15 protein-coding genes are annotated in these 18,716 nt (G+C 61.1%); 12 read left to right on the top strand and 3 right to left on the bottom strand.

The features are described from left to right. Positions 1-113, top strand: a 113-nt coding sequence (locus H587_RS20320) for a type II toxin-antitoxin system RelE/ParE family toxin (protein WP_211219509.1), incomplete at its 5' end; no start/stop codon positions are given. A gap of 10 nt (positions 114-123) precedes the next feature. Then, positions 124-438, top strand: coding sequence for a HigA family addiction module antitoxin (locus H587_RS0112345; protein WP_027176320.1), 315 nt, complete (start codon positions 124-126; stop codon positions 436-438). 703 nt (positions 439-1,141) lie between these two features. Here the strand turns inward: H587_RS0112345 and H587_RS18520 are convergent. Next, a complete protein-coding gene (locus H587_RS18520; RefSeq protein ID WP_051202782.1) occupies positions 1,142-3,073 on the bottom strand; it encodes a sigma 54-interacting transcriptional regulator in 1,932 nt (643 codons plus the stop codon). A gap of 188 nt (positions 3,074-3,261) precedes the next feature. On the opposite strand from H587_RS18520, the gene H587_RS18515 reads away from it, so the two are divergent. From H587_RS18515 to H587_RS0112310, 6 genes are all read left to right on the top strand, one after another. Continuing rightward, entirely contained in the window at positions 3,262-5,778 is a 2,517-nt protein-coding gene (locus H587_RS18515; protein ID WP_342662374.1) for a glycyl radical protein, read from the top strand. Between the two features lie 69 nt (positions 5,779-5,847). Further along, on the top strand, positions 5,848-6,129 hold the full coding sequence (locus tag H587_RS0112330) for an iron-sulfur cluster assembly accessory protein (RefSeq protein ID WP_027176528.1): 282 nt from the start codon (positions 5,848-5,850) through the stop codon (positions 6,127-6,129). Positions 6,130-6,166: 37 nt separating this feature from the next. After that, positions 6,167-7,129, top strand: coding sequence for a glycyl-radical enzyme activating protein (locus H587_RS18510; protein WP_051202777.1), 963 nt, complete (start codon positions 6,167-6,169; stop codon positions 7,127-7,129). A gap of 18 nt (positions 7,130-7,147) precedes the next feature. Beyond that, positions 7,148-8,227 carry a TRAP transporter substrate-binding protein gene (locus H587_RS0112320; RefSeq protein ID WP_027176527.1) on the top strand — a complete coding sequence of 360 codons (1,080 nt, stop codon included), beginning with the start codon at positions 7,148-7,150 and terminating at the stop codon, positions 8,225-8,227. 64 nt (positions 8,228-8,291) lie between these two features. Continuing rightward, a complete protein-coding gene (locus H587_RS0112315; RefSeq protein WP_027176526.1) occupies positions 8,292-8,861 on the top strand; it encodes a TRAP transporter small permease in 570 nt (189 codons plus the stop codon). Continuing rightward, entirely contained in the window at positions 8,855-10,150 is a 1,296-nt protein-coding gene (locus tag H587_RS0112310) for a TRAP transporter large permease (RefSeq protein ID WP_027176525.1), read from the top strand. Before H587_RS0112315 ends, H587_RS0112310 begins: the two co-directional genes overlap by 7 nt. 621 nt (positions 10,151-10,771) lie before the next feature. Here the strand turns inward: H587_RS0112310 and H587_RS0112305 are convergent. Both H587_RS0112305 and H587_RS19770 read right to left on the bottom strand, forming a co-directional pair. Further along, positions 10,772-11,503, bottom strand: a complete 732-nt coding sequence (locus H587_RS0112305) for a hypothetical protein (protein ID WP_027176524.1) — start codon at positions 11,501-11,503, stop codon at positions 10,772-10,774. Positions 11,504-11,568: 65 nt separating this feature from the next. Then, on the bottom strand, positions 11,569-12,690 hold the full coding sequence (locus H587_RS19770) for a restriction endonuclease subunit S (protein ID WP_051202775.1): 1,122 nt from the start codon (positions 12,688-12,690) through the stop codon (positions 11,569-11,571). Between the two features lie 632 nt (positions 12,691-13,322). Between H587_RS19770 and H587_RS0112295 the strand changes: the two genes are divergently transcribed. The 4 genes from H587_RS0112295 (at position 13,323) to H587_RS0112280 (ending at position 18,708) form a co-directional block, all read left to right on the top strand. After that, positions 13,323-15,617 carry a methyl-accepting chemotaxis protein gene (locus tag H587_RS0112295; protein ID WP_027176523.1) on the top strand — a complete coding sequence of 765 codons (2,295 nt, stop codon included), beginning with the start codon at positions 13,323-13,325 and terminating at the stop codon, positions 15,615-15,617. Between the two features lie 395 nt (positions 15,618-16,012). Next, the gene (locus tag H587_RS18500) at positions 16,013-17,986 is read left to right on the top strand and encodes an alkaline phosphatase family protein (RefSeq protein ID WP_084630703.1); all 1,974 of its coding nucleotides are present in this window, start codon (positions 16,013-16,015) and stop codon (positions 17,984-17,986) included. 75 nt (positions 17,987-18,061) lie between these two features. Further along, positions 18,062-18,388, top strand: coding sequence for a type 2 periplasmic-binding domain-containing protein (locus tag H587_RS0112285; protein WP_156904549.1), 327 nt, complete (start codon positions 18,062-18,064; stop codon positions 18,386-18,388). Positions 18,389-18,420: 32 nt separating this feature from the next. Continuing rightward, positions 18,421-18,708, top strand: coding sequence for a transposase (locus H587_RS0112280; RefSeq protein ID WP_027176521.1), 288 nt, complete (start codon positions 18,421-18,423; stop codon positions 18,706-18,708). Positions 18,709-18,716 lie beyond the last annotated feature (8 nt).

Below are 18,716 nucleotides of genomic sequence, written 5' to 3'. Positions count from 1 at the left end.
TGAAGGGTGCGCTTTCCGGGCATTGGTCCGTGAAGGTGTCCGGCAACTGGCGGCTGACCTTCCGCTTCGAGAACGGAGACGCCCACGTTGTGAACTATCAGGACTACCACTAGGAGCCTCGCCATGAGCGCCAAAACCCGCAAGCCGACCCATCCCGGGGCTATCATCCTTCGGGACTATATGGAGCCGCTGAACCTGACCGTGACCGCCCTTGCCGCGCACCTGGGAATCAGCCGCAAGCATCTTTCCCAGGTGATCCATGAACGGGCCTGCATCACGTCGGGCATGGCCCTACGCCTTGCCCGAGCCTTCAACACCACGCCGGAATTGTGGCTGAATCTCCAGCGCAAGCGCGACCTGTGGGAGGCCGAGCGGGAGACGCCGGGCTTGAAGGACGTTGCCCCTCTTCCCGGCCTGCCGGAGAAGTACGCCGCATAGGCTGGAACCTGGCAGGAGGCGGGCCTGTTCACCCTCCGGCAGGGAGGGGGCAGCGAGTTTTCAAACCGGACAACAAACCGGACAACTATAAAAAATCAAATCTGAAAAAGTGTTCTTTGTTAATATGTTGAGGCAATAATTTAGTTCCTGCCGGACACCAGAAAATAAATGAAAAACGGATGGTTGTAAGACTGTCCGTTTTTTGTTTTTCGAGCCGTACTCGGCATTTTTCGCCTGCCGCTGTTTCCATATTGTCTCCATGTTGTCGCTGGGGATTTCACCCCAGTTTTACTGGTTCCGTCCCCGGAGTGTCTCCATTTTTCCATGCCGCGAAGATGTGGATGTCAGGCTGAGATAAGCGGTGAGTGGGATTTTTGGTTCTGGCGCCTGCGCCCATTGTAGCGAACGGGAGGAGGGAGTGATGTCTGGTGATTGTGTGAAAAAATATTATTTATTCAAATATGTTGCCGCGTATGGATGGCAACTGATGAATCACGCGGATTTCAGGGGAGAGGGTCCGCAGCGAAGCAGGGGGAAACGACGTGAAGATGAGGTGAAACGCTCGTGGATAAGCTGCTGACGATAGAGGAACTGGCGGAACTCCTGCGAACCACTCCGCGCGGCATTCGCATTCGCCGGCACCGGGGACGCTCTCTGCCTCCGGCGCTTCGCCTTGGCTGCAAGCGTGGTATTATTGGTGCGATCATGTTTTGTCTTCCGAGACGTTCTCCAGGATGCGCCAGAGGGTGTTGTAGCTGATGCCCAGGCGTGATGCCGCCAGTCGCTTGTTTCCGCCGGATTCATGGAGCATGCGCGTGGCAATGTCCCGACGTGCCAGGGTCAGTTGGCTCTTGAGGTCCGCCTCGCCATGCGGCATCGCCGGACGAGGAGTATTTTCATCTGTGTCCGGTTCCTGGTCGCACGACCAGCTCTCGAGAAGTTCCATGAACAATGTCTGGTCCGTGGGTTTGCCGCCGAGAAGGATCAGATAGCTTTCCACGAAGGAGCGCAGCTCGCGGATGTTGCCGGGCCAGGAGTATTCGCGCATGGCCTGAAGCATGGGCGCCGTCAGATCCTGGTGCGAGCTGCCGTATCGCCGCAGGATGTCATCCAGCAGAAGGGGAATGTCGGACGGACGTTCCCGGAGCGGGGGGATGTGCAGGCGGAGGGCGGCCAGACGGTAAAACAGATCGCGGCGGAATCTGTTCTCCCGCACGAGCTGCGGGAGCGGTTTGTGAGAGGCGCTCAGAACCCGGATATCCACGGGGATGACCCGGTCGCCGCCCACCCGAACAAGCTCTTTGGTTTCGAGAATGCGCAGAAGGCGTGATTGTGTTTCCAGCCCCATGTCCCCGATTTCGTCGAGAAACAGCGTTCCCTTGTGGGCCATCTCGAACACGCCCGGTTTGCCGCCGCGTTTGGCGCCGGTGAAGGCTCCCTCGGCATAGCCGAAAAGTTCGCTTTCCAACAGGGATTCGGGCAGGGCGGCGCAGTTGACCGCCACGAACGGGTGTCGGGCGCGCGGGCTGGCGTTGTGGAGGGATTGGGCCAGCAGTTCCTTGCCCGATCCGGTTTCGCCGTGAATCCAGACCGCCGCGTTGTGCGGCGCGTACAGCCGGGCCATGCGCTTGAGCCGGAGCATGGCCGGAGATTCTCCCCGAATGTCCTCCACCCGAAAATGGGCCACAAAACCGTCGGGGCGCTGACTTTCCCGGAGTTGTCCGGCCATGTTGTGGATGGCGTTCACGTCGCTGATGAAGGCCACGGCGCCCTGAAGACCTGAATGGACGGAAACGGGCAGCGTGGTCACCACGAACTGTTCCCCGTGTATTTTGACGACACAGTCCTCCCGGGGTTCGCCGTCGGTGAGCACGTCGCTGATCATCAACGCCTGGTGATGTCGGCTGAAGTCTGGGCCGCTTTTGCCGAATTGGCCGACCTTCAGCAGTTCAGCTGCCTTGGAATTGCTGAATACCGTTGCCCCCTGTTCGTTCACGCACAGCACACCTTCCCGGAACAGCTTGAGCACGGCCACCAGCTTGTCCAGACTCTCGCGTTCCACGCGCTGGGCGTTGGCGATGGCTTTCGCCTGGGCGATGGCCAGGCTGATGCTGTGCAGATTCGGCTCGATGCGCACGAAGGGAATGCCGTTTTTCTTGGCCATTGCGGCGCTCATGCCACCGCCGACAAGAACGTCCATGCCTTCCGCGATGGCGGTGCTGAGTCCATCCGACAGGCTGTCCAGGGAATCGAAGCGGATTTCCATGATGCGGACGTCGAGCAGACTTTCCACGAAGGAGGTGTCGAAGTTGTCGTCCTTATTTACAGTCAAAGCGATCCTCGGGGCGATCTTCTTCGCCTCCGCCAGGGCCTTGATGATATCCACGTCGGTTTTCTGGATCACGACGACCGACCGCCCGAGTTCATTCAGGATCGAGGATCCGAGGGAGCTGTAATACAGGATGACCTCATAGCCCTGGTCCAGGAGCCGCTGGGCCGCGAGGAGCGGGTGTTGATATGAGAAGGTAAAGAATTCCAGGGTGAAACCGGGGGCATCCGTGAAACTCCGCATGATCTGCGGCATGTTGGGAATATGGGTGACCACCGCGAAACGATAGGGGGGGGTGATGGGCATGCTTCGTTCTCCTCGCACGTTGGCGGAGGGCTCTGGTGAGAGCTCCATTTTTGAAAATATTCTCCCATCTTTGGGATGTTTCGTCTACCGGCCACTGAGCTGAAACATCTTAATAACCTAAAATTATTTATTTTATTATTGTGGCATGCTGCTTGCTCTTTTCGGGACAAGCTCACGCTGCATTTTGCATGCATAACCGTATACAGGAGAGGCTCATCATGAGTGCTATACAGGACATTGGAAAGGATGAATCGCTTTTGTCGACGCAAGGAGCCGCTTGCGGAGGGGCACATGACCCTGATGGGTTGTTGACGAATGCCGTTCAGCGCAAACGCTGTCTGGACGCTGTGGCGAAGATGAAGGAGTTTCTTTATAATGCGCCGCAGAAAGTAGATATAGAACGCCTGTCGTGTCTCCTTGATACATACAAGGAACATTCGAACGAACCGGTCATCATCCTGAGGGCTAAGATTTTTGAGAACCTGTTGAGCAGGAAGAAGCTCTATATCGACGACAACCCCATCGTCGGCACGGTCACCAGCCGCCCCGCCGGTGTCTACATTTATCCGGAATGGGATTCCGAGTGGATCATCAAGGAGATGAACCAGGCCATGATGAGCCACCTGGGCAAGGTGGACATCACCGACGAGGAAAAGGCCCTCATGCGCGAGGCGGCCAAGTTTTTCAAGACCCGCAGCGCAACGGCCAAGGCGCATGAACTGTCGCGCCAGATGCATGGCTACGACCCCAAGGACGACATCAAGTCCGGCCTGTTCACGGAGACCACGACCTTCACGGTCGGTGCGGGCAACGTGGACTACGCCATGTTCATCAATCGAGGCCTGGCCGAAATCATCAATGAGACGGAAGAGACGTTGCGCGGCTTGTCGGTGACGGACGAAAACACCTCACGCATCGACTTCTATCGCGCCGTGCTCATTTCCCTGCGAGCCCTGGTGCATCTGGCCAACCGCTATGCCGACTTGGCCGAGGAGATGGCCGGACAGGCCGACGACCCCGTGCGCAAGGCCGAACTGCTTGAGATCGCCAATGTCTGCCGCCACGTGCCGGAGCATGCGCCGCGCAACTTCCGCGAGGCCGTGCAGTCCTGGTGGTTCCTGCACTTGGGCATCCAGATCGAGCAAAGCGGCTGCGGCTCCTCCCCGGGACGTCTGGGCCAGTACCTCGATCCCTACTATCAGGCGGACAAGGCGAACGGCCTGACCCGGGACGACGCCATCGCCTGGCTCAAGTGTCTGTTCGTGAAGATCCTGGAGTACGGCTACTATCAGGGCATCTCCTATTCCCAGCTGACCTCCGGCCACACGGGCCACACCATCAACGTGGGCGGTCTCGACGCCGCGGGCAAGGACGCCACCGCGGAACTGGACTACCTGTTGCTCGACACCCAGATCGACCTGCGCAACATCCAGCCCACCATCACCGTGCTTTATCACGACGCGCTCAAGGAGGATTTCCTGCTCAAGGCCATTGAGCTCGAACGCACCGGCCTGGGACAGCCGCAGTGGATGAACACCAAGATCATCATCGAACGGCTTTTGACCCGCCATGCCCGGTGCGGCATCACCATCGAGGATGCGCGCAACTGCATCAACATGAGTTGCGTGGGCACGGGCGTGGCCGGAAAGACCGCCTTCATCCGTGAGAACGCGTCCTTCAACTTGGCGAAATGCATGGAACTCGCGCTGCACGACGGGCGCGATCCTGAAACCAGGAAGCAGATCGGCGCGCACACCGGCGACCCGCTCCAGTTCTCCGATTTCGAACAGGTCTTCGCGGCCTACAGCGCTCAGGTTCGGCACATGTTCGAGAAGATCCGCCCCTACGGATCCATCTCCAACAAGGCCCTGGGCGACACCGTGCCCGGCCCCTTCCGCTCGGCCATGTACGGCGGATGCCTGAAGCGCGGCAAGCACGAATACGACGGCGGCCCGGACTACTACCTGTATTACGTCATCAGCACCGCCGGCGTGGACGCGGCCAACTCCCTGGCGGCCATCAGGCATCTCGTCTTCGACACCCGCCAGTTGACCATGGCCCGCCTCATGGAGGCCTTGGACGCCAACTTCGAGGGTCATGAGGACGTCAAGGCCATGTGCCTCAACGCTCCCAAGCACGGCAACGCCGATCCGGCAGTGGACGCCCTGGTGCGGCGAGTCTACGACGACGCCATGGACCATTTCCGCGCCGTCGATGCGAACTACTACGGCAAGCATATCGCCAACATCGAGGCCTACTCGCTGTCCATCCACAACTACTTCGGCATGCTGACCGGCGCGTTGCCCAATGGACGCGCCAAGGGCATGCCTCTCACGGACGCCAGCGTTTCGGCCATGCCCGGCACGGACAAGAAGGGCCCCCTGGCCCTGATCAGCTCCGCGGCACAGGCCCTGGACACGGTCAAGTACGGCTCGAATCACTTCAACATGAAGTTCCACCCCACCAGCGTGGAAGGGATCGCGGGAGCCCGCAAGCTGCTTTCGCTCATCAAGGCCTACATGGACATGGGCGGGTCGCACATCCAGTTCAACATCGTCAGCTCCGACACCCTGCGCAAGGCGCAGGACAAGCCGGAAGACCACAAGACGCTGACGGTGCGCGTGGCGGGTTTCAGCGCCTACTTCACGCGGCTGCACAAGGGGGTGCAGAACGAGATCATCGCCCGTACCGAGCAGAGATTCTAACCCCGACACGCGACGCCCGGAGAGGCTGCTCCGGGCGTCGCGATCCAGAACCGTTCAAGGAGAGAAACAATGCGGATCACGCCGGAAGCTAAAGAGAAAATGATTGAATTCCTGGATGGATGCGGGGACAGTTTCATCCGCGTCGGGCGTCAGGCCTGCGGCGGCGGCTGTTCGGTCAAGCTCAACCTGGGGGTCACCCTGGATGATGCCTTCGACGAGAAGGAAGACATGAAGTTGGACATCGACGGCCTGACCATCGTGGTCGACAGGATCTTGTACGAGTCCATGCGGGATGCGGTCATATCCATTGAGGAAGGCAAGGGAATCGTCGTTTCATGCTGCAAGAAGTAAGCAGTGATCGGAAACAGCGAGATGCTTGGGTAATGCCATGAAGCACGAAGACAGCGGCGTCGTTTTCGACATCCAGCATTACAGCCTGCACGACGGTCCTGGAGTGCGATCAACCATCTTCTTCAAGGGGTGTCCCTTGTCTTGTCGATGGTGCAGCAATCCAGAGTCCCAGAGCCGGTATCCCCAGCTCATGTTTTACAAGAACCTCTGCATCGGCTGCGGCGCTTGCGCCGCAGCCTGTCCCAGCCAAGCCATCGTTCTGTCCGGGGACGGCGTTCACATGCGCCGCGACCTGTGCCAGGCGTGCGGCCGGTGCGTTTCGGTCTGCCTTCAGAACGCCCGGGCGCTTTCCGGCCGGGTCATGACCGTCGATGAAGCCTGCGATGAGGTGCGCCAGCACTGGCGGATCTTCATGCAGAGCGGCGGCGGCGTCACCTGCGGCGGTGGCGAGGCCCTGGCCCAGCCCGGGTTCCTGCTGTCCGTGCTCACGCGGCTGCACGGCGAACTCGGCTTCCATACCTGCCTGGACACCAGCGGTTGCGCCCCCTGGGACGTGCTGCGCGAGATGCTGCCGCAGTTGGATCTGATCCTCCTGGACATCAAGCACATGGAGAGTTTCCGGCACAAGGAGGCCACCGGCCTGGGCAACGAGCCGATTCTGCGCAACGCCCGGGAACTGGGGCGGATCGGTTTTCCCGTGCTGATTCGCCTGCCGCTCATTCCCGGGTTCAACGACACGCTGGAAAACTTGCGCGCCCTTGGCTCGTTTCTGGCCGAAGTCGGTCTGCGCAAGGTGGAGATCATGCCGTATCACGAGTTCGGATTGACCAAGTACGGCGCCCTGGAAAAGGAATACAGCCGCCCGTCGTCCACGACCCCGGAGACGGGGCGGGCTGTAACGGTGTTGCGAGGCTGTGATCTTGAAGTCCTGGTACATGGAAGGAGGGATGAGGAAGAGAATCCGATGCAGCAGAGTGAATGTGCTGAATACAAACAATAAAATACAAGAGGTAACGTCATGAAGACCCTCAAGGCCCTTGCGGCGCTATGCGTCCTCGCCCTCTTCGCCAGTCTGCCGGCCCTGGCGGATGGACCCGTGGAGTTCCGCTTCTCCGCCTATTACCCGGAAAGCTATCCCGTGTTCAAGGAAGGCTTCAAAAGGTGGGAGGAACTTGTCGAGAAGGAAAGCAACGGGAAAATCGTCTTCAAAAACTATCTCAACGGTGTTCTGCATACGGCGAAGCACGGCTTCCGCGCCGCCATGACCGACATCTGCGACCTGACCCATGCCTATCCCGGATATCAGCCTGCGTCGTTCAGCCTGAGCCACATCAACGACCTGCCGTACGCTCTCAGCTCCCAGCATGGCGGCGTTCTGGCCATGGAGACCCTCTATCCGAAGTATTTCAAGCAGGAATACGAGAAGATGGGTGTGCTCCTCGGTTGCTGGGTCACCACCTCGGAATACAATCTCATCACCAAGAAGCCCGTCCACAAGCTGGAAGATCTCAAGGGCATGAAGATCCGCTCCTTCGGCGGTCTGTGTTCCACCACGCTGGAACTTTTAGGCGCGGTGCCGGTCATGGTCCAGTCCTCCGAGTCCTACACCGCCTTCCAGAACGGCGTGGTGGACGCGGTGCTGTATCCAGACAGCAGCATGGTCTCTTATCGGCTGTATGAGGTCGGCAAGTACCACACCCGCATCGCCCTGACCCGTATGGGTGTGCCCTACGCCATGAGCCCCCAGTTCTTCAAGAAGCTCTCGCCGGAGATGAAGAAGTTCATGTATGCCAAGCTGCGCCAGGCCTCGCAGATGGCCGCCGTGGCCTATGACCTGGATGACATCGCGGCCCGCAAGACGCTCAAGGAGAACGGTGTTGAGATGATCGAGCTGGCTCCCGAGGAGATGGCGCGCTTCAAGAAGGCCGTGGAGCCCATGTGGGAGAATTTCGTCAAGGAAAACGAGGCCAAGGGGCTTCCGGCCCGCCAGTTGGTGACGGAACTGCGCGAGCTGGACGCCAAGTACAGCGCCATGACCCCGGAACAGGTGTTCGATCTGGTCACCAAGAACCCGCTGCCCGGAATCGTCGATTTCTAAACTGAGACCAAGGGCGCTTGCGCCTTGCGTGCAAGCGCCCGTCACGAGGGAGAGAGGAGGAGGAATGAATACCCAGGCAACGACGCCGCAGGAAATCGATCCGGGCGACATCCACGCCGGCAAGCCGAGCGTCTTCGCCCAGGAAGACTCCCTTCCGGGCAAGGCGGCGGTACTCCTGCACAAATGCGCGACGCTCGTCACGATCCCGCTGATGACGGTCTTCATCTGCACCGAAGTCGTGATGCGCTATATCCTGAACAGCGGCCTCACCTGGTCCCAGGAGGCGTGCGGCATCATGCTCTTCACCCTGGTGCTCTGCTGTCAGGCCAATTGCTGGCAGAAGGACCGCCACATTCGGATGGACCTGCTCTACAACGCCCTCCCGGCGTGGTTCCGCAGGATATCCGACGCCTTGACGGTCATTTGCGGCGGCATCTTCTACGGAACCATCGCCTTCCAGGCGATGCGGGATATCCCGTACCAGCTCGCCATCAATGAATCCACGGACGAGATGCATATTCCCCTTTGGATTCTCAGCGGCATCATCATTGTCAGCTGCGCGCTGCTCATTCTCCTGCTGATCCGTCACGCGGTGCGCATGGTCGCGGCGAAAAAGGAGCACAACTCATGGTAGCCGTCGGATACATCGGACTCGCCATCATGGTGGCGCTCCTATTCATGGGGGTTCCCGTCACCTTCGCCCTGGGCGTGGTGGCGGTCGTGGGCCTGAGCTACGTGACCAGCTTCGCGGTGGTCATGCAGCAGGCGGTCCTGGTGGTCAACCAGGAAGGCATGAGTTTCATCATCATATGCATTCCGTTGTTCGTCTTCATGGGTAAGATGATCTACCACACCGGCATCGCCAAGGAGCTTTTCGAGTGCATCGAGCGCTGGATCGGCTTCCTGCCCGGCGGATTGGCCATGTCGGCCACGGTCACCTGCGCGGCCTTCGGCGCGGTCACCGGTTCCAGCGTGGCCTCGGTGGCCACCATGGGCACGATCATTCGGCCGGAACTCAAGCGCTACAAGTATGACGACGAGCTCAGCGCGGGAGCGTTGACCTCGGCGGGCACACTGGCGGTGCTCATCCCGCCGAGCCTGGGCTTCATCATGTACGGTGTCCTGACGGACACCTCCATCGGCGGGCTGTTCCTGGCCGGAGTCGTCCCGGGCATCCTGCTCACGATGCTCTACTGCGTCTACATCTTCATCCGCTGCAGCCTGAATCCCAAGCTTGGCCCTCGTGGCGCGTCCTATGCCATGCTGGAGCGCATCCGCTCTCTGAAGGGAACCTGGGGTCTGCTGATTATCTTCGTCATCATCATCGGCGGCATATACGGCGGCTTCTTCACCCCGACCGAGGCCTCGGGCGTGGGCGTGGCCGGGGTGCTGCTCATCTGCCTCAGCCGGCGGCGGCTGACCTGGAAGGCCATGCGCGACGCCATGATCGACACCGGTTTGGTGGCGGCCATGATCTGGGGCATCATCGTGTCCGGCTATCTGCTGGCCCGCTTCCTGGCGGTCACCGGCGCCTCGCAGGCGCTGGTCGCCTTCGTGGCCGACATGGGACTCTCCAAGGTGGGCTTCCTGATCATCATATCCATCATCTACCTGGTTCTCGGGATGCTGCTGGACATGTTCGGGATGCTCATCCTGACGATCCCCTTCTTCTATCCCCTGGTGCAGCATTACGGCATCGATCCGATCTGGTTCGGCACCTACGCGGTGATCATGTGCGAGATCGGCCTGCTGACGCCGCCCGTGGGCGTGAACGTCTTCGTCATGCATGACATGGCGCCGGACATTCCGCTCAAGACCATCTTCCGGGGGATCATGCCCTTCGCGGCCTTGAACCTGTTCTGCGTGTTCCTGCTGGAGGTGTTCCCCAAGCTGGCCACGTGGCTGCCTTACAAGATCCTCTGACCGGAGATCGCGAATAACGGGACACGACGGATTCCTCCTTTGCGGTTGCGTTCCGTCTGCGGCGGCCATCCAGCGGGTGGCCGCCGCTTTGTCTTTGTGGGATGGAAAGCGGCGGAGGGGATTTGCAGCCGGCTCATTGAGCCGGTTGCGAGGTTTCTGTCGGGAGGCTTGCCCCAGCTTCCCCATTGGCGGGGAAACGCGGCGGAGTCATCGCGCATCAACCAGGGATCGCTGAGCTTCTTTTTTTGTGGAGCCACCCCGTGTCGTCGCCATCACTCCAGCGATCCGGCTGGAATCCCGAGGCGAAGAAGTCACGCATGGCTGTCCGCGGCTCTTCCACAAATCGCATCTGACCCACGAGACATTCCAGGGGGACACCTGTACCGTCATACGGATCATGGACCCGCAGGAGCATCAGGTCCGGGGCCCTTGCAGGATATGCTTCGAGTCTCCACGTGGGGCCCTCGTCTTCTATGGTCAGGCACAGCGGAAGATCGCCGGAATCCACGCCTCTCAGCCACTCCAATGGTGGCCAACCGGTTGGAACACCTCAGAGATGCCGATGGTTGTCTCGCCGTCGACATGGCGTAGCACCAAATCGACGCATCCAGAGGATTCATCCTACTCCATTCTGATCTCCAGGAATGCCGCTTCCATCCCGGGCGCGGGAACGAAATGGCGGGAAGGATCGAAAGACGGTCGTTCCAGCAGGCAGGCGGCGTTGAAGTCGAAGTGAAACAGTTCCGGCGGATCAAACACCGCGAAGACATGCACATGGTTCCATCCGCTCACCTCATAACCTTCCGGGGCGTGGAACCACTCCAGAAATGAACCATACGAGTTCCATGCAAACGGAGCATAAACGGGTCCGGCCAGCCTGTCGCCGTCCTGTGTCGCCAATGACACGACATAGTCGAACCTTCCGGCGAGGGCGGGGAACAGGCTGTCGGTATGCTTGAATCGCAAGAATCCCGACATTCGGTTTTTTTCATGGAGTTGCACGGCGCCGCCGAGGTTCGCGTCGAGATGACGTTGAGCGGCTGCACGCTTGGCGGTGAGATTGTATTCTGGACGTGGATCAATTCCGCAGCCATCGTCGCGCATGAATCGACGCAGTTCAAGGAAGGCGGCCTTCATTCGACTGTCAGAGCATGTGGACAGGGGAAGAACGAGCCCGTTGTATGGAATCAGACCACTGCCGAATGCGTCGGCGAGGAGAAAATGGCCGGGTTGTTTTTTGCGCCGGTTCCCGAACAGGCCGTGGGAGCCCTGCTGGGCGGCAAAAAGAAAGGGGCCGAGACCCGCTATTTCGTCAGCCGATATCTGGATGTCGCGTCTCTTTTGTCTGCCCATGATTGTGGTTCTCTTTGTCGTTGCGATTGCGTGCCGCTGCATGGTGCGCGAGGAGTTTGCGCAGCTTACCCGACGATGTCTTTCAACAACAGGTCGCGTCTCTTTTCCAGTTGGCGGATGGTTTGGGACAGAGACAGGATCTCCGCATGGCTTGAACGTATCCGCTCCGCCTCGTCCGGCGACAGCGTCGGCACGGGCAGGTCGCCCATGTCCGCGGTCTTGATCTGGGGCACGGTGCCGCCGGCGACGAGCCGGGCGATGTGCTCCTGAGTCTCCCGCGACCGGAGCTGGTGGAAGAGGCAGATCGGGTCCGCGCCGTCGCGGGGCCGGAGCACCTGGAAAGACTGGCTGGGGATCCAGTTCGGCCCGCAATCCTCTGGCGCCAGGGCGACCATGCCCACGGCCCCCTTGCAGCAGAAGAGGATGTCGCCGGGACGCAGCACCTGGCTTCTCTGGGCTTCGGACAAGGCCCCCGAATAGACCAAACCCTTCACCGGCCGCCGGAGCAGACCGTCGGTCTCGATGTCTCTTATGGCGGCCTCAAGGAAGAGGTGCTCCTCGGGAACCGTTTCCCCAGGCGCGAGACGCCGGGCGCCGGGCCAGGCCTGCCCCCCGAGGAGGCGGACGCGATCCGAGCGACCCTCCCGAAGAAGGCCCGCCACTTCCCGCCAGCCTTTGAGCCTCGCCTGGGTGGACCGCTCCTTGAGCAGGTCGTGAAAGCCTTCGAAGGCGTCCAGGAGCCGGACCGGCGCGTCCGTGTCGTCGTGGAACATCCTGCTTGCCTGATGCCGGTTGAGAAGGCCCAGGTTGTGCCGCACGCTTTGGGAGGAGAGCCCTGCCTTCAACGCGTTGTCGCGCGCGGTGGAGATGTGCGTCGGCTCCAGGGCCGCCAGGGACAGCGCGCCGAGTGAGGCCTTCAGGCGTTCCAGGTTGGATTGCAGGAATTTTCCGCCCCGGGCCAAGCGGGGGAAGACCTCTTCACGGTATCTGTCCAGCATGGCCCCGACCGTGGTCCTGTGCGCGGCATCCGAAGGAATGAAGGCTCCCCGGTCCATTTCTCGTTCCTGGGCGCGGGCCCAGGCCTCGGCATCGGCTTTGGTCGCGAAGGTTTTGGAAACCGGCGGATGTCCGTCGCGGCGGATTTTGGCCTGCCACTTGCCGTTCACGCGTTTTTGGAAGGCTGCCACGGGAGAGCCTCCAGGAGACCTGCTGTCTCCATATTGTCTCCATTGGCCTTCAATTAAGATAATTATATTATATAATCAACAAGGATACGAAAAATAATTTTCGCCTCCTAATCTGTAGGCCGGAGGGTCGATTCCTGCCGGACCACATATTTCAAGGGGTCCGAAGCGCAGTCTTCGGGCTCTTTGTCTTTTTGGTGGAGGGGTTGCCTCACGGTGCCACATTCCATCCCGCCCTGTGTCCGACGGGTGGGCAGGCGTTACGCCCACACGGAAGCGTTGTTTCAGCTGCAGGCGATCAGCATAGAGCATGGCTGATCGCCGCGCGGCGGATGGAAAATCCTCGTGGGGTGTCCACTGTGCGGCGTGAAGGAGGTCGTGCGCCCGCGTTCCCGTGCGGGATGAAGAACGCCGGGCGATTTGCGCCGGGATGGGGCATTCGTGTCTCATTGGAGAATTTTGCTTTTGTTTTCAATATGAAATGTTCAATCCGCAAGCGGCCTGGGACGAAACCGTCCCACGTGTTATTTTTTTCACTTCAAGATAACATGTTGAAAATCAATGTATTCATCCCAGGCACGGACTTTGTAGGCTAAGCCCCCCGCACACATCTGATGCCGCATGGCGGGGGTTTCATGAGAAAACTGTCGGCCCGTTGGGTCTTGCTCCTGTGCGTGTTTCTGATCGTCTCCACCGGCATGGCCGGATTCGCCCTGGTTCTGGAAACCCGGTTGTCGTCCTTTCTCCTGGATCAGCAGGTGCGGGTCATGCACCAAAGCGGCGACCGCATCCGGTCCTCGTTGGACCTCTACCTGGAATCAGCCCAGGCGGACATGGAGCAGTTCGCGACCCAGACGACATTGGTCAGCGCCATCCAGTATTATCCGACCCCTGTGCCTTTCGCCGAGGAGTTCCTCAAGGGCGTGCTCGCGCGCGACCGCCGGTTCGTTTCTCTTTTCGTGTTCAACTCCGCCGGTGAGGTGGTGGTCGGGCGCGGCCCTGCCGGCGAGGATCTGTGTGGGTCAAATGTGGCCGATACCCTGCTGTTCCGAACCGTGAGCCAGGACAAAGCGTTCACCGGCGGCGAAGTGGAGAAAGACGGCAGGGCCCTCGGCCTGGGCCGTCCCTTGCGGGACAAGGGGCGCGTGATCGGCGGCGTCGGCTGCCTGCTGGACTGGTCGCGCTTCGCGGAACGCTTCGTGCTGCCCGTGCGGATCGGGGCTTCGGGCCATGCCTTTGTACAGGACGGGACTGGCCGGATCGTGGCGCATCCGGACGCGAACCTGGCGTTCCAGTCCGGCCTGACCCCGACCGTGCTCGCCGGGGCGCGGGAGGTGGCCGGGGGGCTGGAGTGCGACTGGCGAGGCGTGACGACCATCTACGCCGCCACCCCTCTGGACGCCCTGGGCTGGACTGTCTGGGTGGGGGCCGGACGGGCCGACCTGCTGAGTGGGTTGGGGCCCTTGCGCGTGGCCCTGGGAGTCGCCGCGTTGCTCCTGCTCATCCTGCTCTGCGGTGGGCTCTGGCTCCTGATCCGGCGTTTGGTCCTGACCCCGGTTCTGGCCATCCGCGACTATTCCCGCGCCGTGGCCGACGGAGATCTCGATGCGCACATCGCGGGCTCGTACCGATCCGAATTCGACGAACTCAAGGAAAACGTGCTGCGCATGTCGGCCATGCTCCGCGCGCGGCTCGGCTTTTCCCAGGGCGTGCTGAATTGCCTGCCGGTGCCGGTGAGCATCGTGGACCCCGAGGACAGGCTGGTCTTCACCAACAAGGAAATGCTCGGGGCTATGGGCAAGCCGGGCGATCCCGGGGACTACCAGGGCTGGAGCTCCAGCCGTTTCGTCTTCGGCGAGGAGGGCCGGGAGACCCTGCTTTGGCTGGCTCTGCGTGACAAGGCCCGCAACGACCGTGAGCTGGCCTTCACCACTCCGTCAGGCGAGCGTCGGGTCGTGGAGGCGACCACCGCGCCGATCATCGGGGACGACGGCGAACTCTTCGGCTCCATCGCTCTTTGGTTCGAGGTCACCACCCTGCGCGATCAGCAGGCGCGCATCGAGGCGCAAAGCGAGGTCATCACCCGGGCGGCGGAGCGGGCTCGTGAGGTGGTCCGGCAACTGGGCGAGGAGTCCAGGAACCTGGGTGAACAGGTGGAGGTGGCCGGGCAGGGCGCCTCGGCGCAGCGCGGACGCACCGAAGAGACGGCCACGGCCGTGGAGCAGATGAACGCCTCCATTCTGGAGGTGAGCCGCAACGCCTCCATGTCGGCCGCCCAGTCCGAGCGGGTCCGGGAAGAAGGCGAACGCGGCGCGGCCGTGGCCCGGGAGACGGACCTGGCCATCGACTCCGTGCATGCGGCCTTCGCCGGAGTGGCGGACAACCTCGCCCGACTGGGCGAACAGGCGCGCGAGATTTCGAACATCCTCGGCATCATCGACGACATCGCGGATCAGACGAATCTGCTGGCCTTGAACGCGGCCATCGAGGCCGCCCGCGCGGGCGAGGCCGGACGAGGCTTCGCGGTTGTGGCCGGAGAAGTGCGCAAACTGGCGGAGAAGACGACCGAGGCCACCAAGCAGGTGGCTGGTTCCACGGGGGCCATCGAGGTGGCGGTGGGTCAATGTGACGCGGCCATGCGTGTGGCGGTCAAGGCGGTGGAGACCGGAGGCGCCCTGAGCCGCCAGGCGGGCGAGGCCCTGCGTTCGATCCTCGACGAGGCCTCGGCGGCGGCCGCCCAGTCTCAGGCCATCGCTGCGGCCGCGGAGGAGCAGTCCGCAGCCGCGGAGCAGATCGCCCGCACCTCGGCCACGGTCCGATCCATCGCCCGCGATACGGCCGAGGCCATGGAGCGGGCCGCCGGCATCGGTGAGAGGTTGCGCCGTCTTGCGGAAGATCTGAACGGCATTGTCGCAACCATGCGCTCGTGAAGGGGCGAATGCGGCTGGATTGGATCGGAATGTCGTACCCCAAAAGCGTTCGGCGCGTGAATTCGGTGTGCGGTTCTTTTTGAAAAGGTAAGTTTTTACTGACTGTTGCTTTATTTTTTGTTTATGCGCGATTTTGACCCATGCTGAGTTTTGATATTTTTTCCCAAGATAATCGGGCGGTTTCGTATGACATGCGCGATTTTGACCCGTAATTTTTTTCGAGTGCTCCAGCGGCTTCGAAATTAATTAATTAAAATCAGCATGTTGTAGAAATGTGAAAAGCGGCACATTGATTGCTTTGGAGCGGGTGGGATGTTCCTGCGGAAAAGACTGAGGAAGCCCGCCGGTATGACGGGTATGGAAAGTAACCGATGCATTTGAAAAAAGGGTAGAAAATGGCTAAGACTCCTAAGAAGGTCATGGTTATCGGATTGGATTGCGCCCAGCCGCACCTGATCGAGAAGTATGTGAAGGAAGGAGCATTGCCCACCTTCAAGAAACTTCTCGAGAGCGGAACCCTGGCGGTCAACGCCCTGGCGCCATATCCCACGGTGACCCCCCCGAACTGGGCCGTCATCGCCACCGGCGCCACCGACGGCACGCACGGCATCACGGACTTCCACAACCACACCCCGGGCGCAACCCTGGGCAACGAGAGCATCACCCAGAACTGGGACCGTGACCGCATCCAGGCCGAGACGGTCTGGGAGGCCGCCGAGAAGGCCGGGAAGAAGTGCATCGTCATGACCTACCCCGGTTCGGCTCCTTCGCGGATGAAGAAGGGCATCACCGTGGGCGGCAACGGCTTCCACGTGGGCGAGAGCCGCAAGGGCTTGCCGTCGCTGAACGCCAACTACTTCCTCTGCGAGGACTCCATCATCTCCACGGATCTCTACCCTCACGGTTTCCGCGGCGAGTTCGTCGACGCCGAGGGCTGGGACGGCGTGGAGGATATGGGGAACGCACCCATGGAGATGGAAGTCAAGATGCCCTTCCCCAGGGCCGAGCGCGCAATCGCCCCCGCCACTTGGTGGGTGCTCCTGCCTGGCGAGGACGGCGAGTACGGCAAGGCCGTCCTGGCCACGGGCAAGGGCGGGGACAAGGTGCTCTGCACCCTGACCCCGGGCCAGTGGAGCGACCAGCTCGTGACCGAGATCACCATGGCGGACGGCGGCAAGGAGGAGGTCTTCTTCCGCTGCAAGCTCATCACGCTCGCCGACGACGCCAGCGAGTTCAAGCTGCTCATCGGCGCCATGGTGCCCACCAAGGGCGACTGGATCCACCCTCTGGACAAGTCCGAGGGCGTTGACATCACCAAGGGCGCCATCCACGCGGCCGGCGGCTTGGTCATGGGCCTGCTCGGCTCCGTCGACTACGACACCTATGTGGAGATGAACGAGAACCTCTCCACCTGGAACGCCGAGGTGGCGATCTCGCTCATGCAGAACAACGAGTGGGATCTCTTCTACATGCATTCCCATCCCATTGACTGGATGTACCACCTCGTGCTCACGGACATGGTCAGCGACGACGCCGAGAAGCGTGAGAAGGCCTGGGACGTGCATAAGCGCATCTACGAGGTCGAGGACCGCATGCTCGCCCGCCTGCTCACCCAGGCGGACAAGGACACCCTGGTGGTCCTGGTTTCCGACCACGGCGCCACGCCCGACGGAGTGGTCTTCGACCCGTACAAGGCTCTGACCCCCGCCGGACTGGCCTACATGACCGACGGCAAGGCCATGGAGAGCGAGTCCAACGTGCTGGCCCTGAGCACGCATCTCCCGGACTACGCCCGCTCCAAGGCCGTGCCCCAGCGCGAGATCTACATCTACGTGAACCTCAAGGGCCGCGATCCCGAAGGCATCGTGGAGCCGGAGGACTACGAGAAGGTCCAGCGCGAGATCTGCGACGCGCTTCTGACCTACGTCGACCCCCAGACCGGCAAGCGTCCCGTGGCCCTGGCCCTGCCCAAGAAGGACGCCCGAATCCTCGGGCTGCACGGCGACAGGATCGGAGACGTGGTCTACGCCCTGTATCCGGAATTCGGCTCCCAGCATGGCCATATGCTGCCCACGGCCGAGGCCGGCCCCGGCAAGCTCGGCCCGCTGCTGCTGTTCAGTGGGCCGAACATTAAGAAAAACAACAAGATGGAGCGCACCTGTTGGTTGTGGGACTTGGTTCCCACGATCTGCTATCTGCTCTGCATCCCCGCGCCGGAGCAGTGCGAAGGTGCTATCCTGTACCAGGCCATGCGCGATCCCCATTTCAAGGACAAGGAAATGGAGAAGTTGCGCGAGGGTCTGAAGCGCATGGAGGCGGCCATGTCGCGCGACAGCCGTGAGCCCTGGGATCACCACGACTGCGCCTGACGGAAAGATGTCATCAAGCCCCGGGGTTGAAGACCCCGGGGCACACACCAATCGAGGAAGGAGAGTGCGATGAGGATGCGGATGAGAAAGGCCCCCATGTGGGGCATGGTCGCGGCCCTGCTGGCGGTGCTTCTGATGGGCGGGGCGGCTTTCGCCAAGAAGATGGAGCTGTCCTTCTCCACCGTCTACATGAACACCCACCCCACCGTGGTCAACGCCTGGACTCCCTGGTTCAAGGAGATGGCCGATCTGACCGGGGGCAACGTGGAGATCACCTATTTCAACCCGAACACCCTTTGCCCGCTCAACGACACCTATGACGCCACCATCTCCGGCATGCTGGGCATCGGAGGCAACGGCCAGAACCTAGAAGTGGGTTCGGAAAACTGGACCATGAGCTAAGGTGGACGTAAGAAGCCTGAAGGAGGCTTTTGATGTCCAAGCCGCGAAGAAAGTTTACCGCAGAATTCAAGACCCGAGTCGCCCTGGACGCCCTGTCCGGAGAACACACCCTGTCCGAGCTTGCCAGCAAGTACGGCGTGCATCCCAATCAGGTTTCCCAGTGGAAGCAGCAGGCCAAGGAGCAGATCGCGGTCGGCTTTGCGGGCAAGGCCCAAAAGGCCCAACAAAGCGACGAGGCGCGGATCAAAGAGCTTCACGCCAAGATTGGCCAACTCACTGTGGAGAAGGATTTTTTGCAGCAAGCCTTCGCCAGAATTTGAGCTGCGAG

This window comes from Desulfovibrio aminophilus DSM 12254, from assembly GCF_000422565.1.
In the GTDB taxonomy this organism is placed as follows: Bacteria; Desulfobacterota; Desulfovibrionia; order Desulfovibrionales; family Desulfovibrionaceae; genus Aminidesulfovibrio; species Aminidesulfovibrio aminophilus.
Note: the sequence above shows the minus strand (reverse complement) of the source record. Positions and strands in the feature narration are given on the sequence as shown.

Excerpts from the sequence above, each read along its gene's own strand:
- H587_RS0112345 (WP_027176320.1), top strand. The coding sequence starts at position 124 with ATGAGCGCCAAAACCCGCAAGCCGACCCATCCCGGGGCTATCATCCTT.
- H587_RS18510 (WP_051202777.1), top strand. The coding sequence starts at position 6,167 with ATGAAGCACGAAGACAGCGGCGTCGTTTTCGACATCCAGCATTACAGC.
- H587_RS0112295 (WP_027176523.1), top strand. The coding sequence starts at position 13,323 with ATGAGAAAACTGTCGGCCCGTTGGGTCTTGCTCCTGTGCGTGTTTCTG.
- H587_RS0112280 (WP_027176521.1), top strand. The coding sequence starts at position 18,421 with ATGTCCAAGCCGCGAAGAAAGTTTACCGCAGAATTCAAGACCCGAGTC.
- H587_RS0112315 (WP_027176526.1), top strand. The coding sequence starts at position 8,292 with ATGAATACCCAGGCAACGACGCCGCAGGAAATCGATCCGGGCGACATC.
- H587_RS0112320 (WP_027176527.1), top strand. The coding sequence starts at position 7,148 with ATGAAGACCCTCAAGGCCCTTGCGGCGCTATGCGTCCTCGCCCTCTTC.
- H587_RS0112305 (WP_027176524.1), bottom strand. The coding sequence starts at position 11,503 with ATGGGCAGACAAAAGAGACGCGACATCCAGATATCGGCTGACGAAATA.
- H587_RS0112285 (WP_156904549.1), top strand. The coding sequence starts at position 18,062 with ATGCGGATGAGAAAGGCCCCCATGTGGGGCATGGTCGCGGCCCTGCTG.
- H587_RS18500 (WP_084630703.1), top strand. The coding sequence starts at position 16,013 with ATGGCTAAGACTCCTAAGAAGGTCATGGTTATCGGATTGGATTGCGCC.
- H587_RS18515 (WP_342662374.1), top strand. The coding sequence starts at position 3,262 with ATGCATAACCGTATACAGGAGAGGCTCATCATGAGTGCTATACAGGAC.
- H587_RS0112310 (WP_027176525.1), top strand. The coding sequence starts at position 8,855 with ATGGTAGCCGTCGGATACATCGGACTCGCCATCATGGTGGCGCTCCTA.
- H587_RS0112330 (WP_027176528.1), top strand. The coding sequence starts at position 5,848 with ATGCGGATCACGCCGGAAGCTAAAGAGAAAATGATTGAATTCCTGGAT.
- H587_RS18520 (WP_051202782.1), bottom strand. The coding sequence starts at position 3,073 with ATGCCCATCACCCCCCCCTATCGTTTCGCGGTGGTCACCCATATTCCC.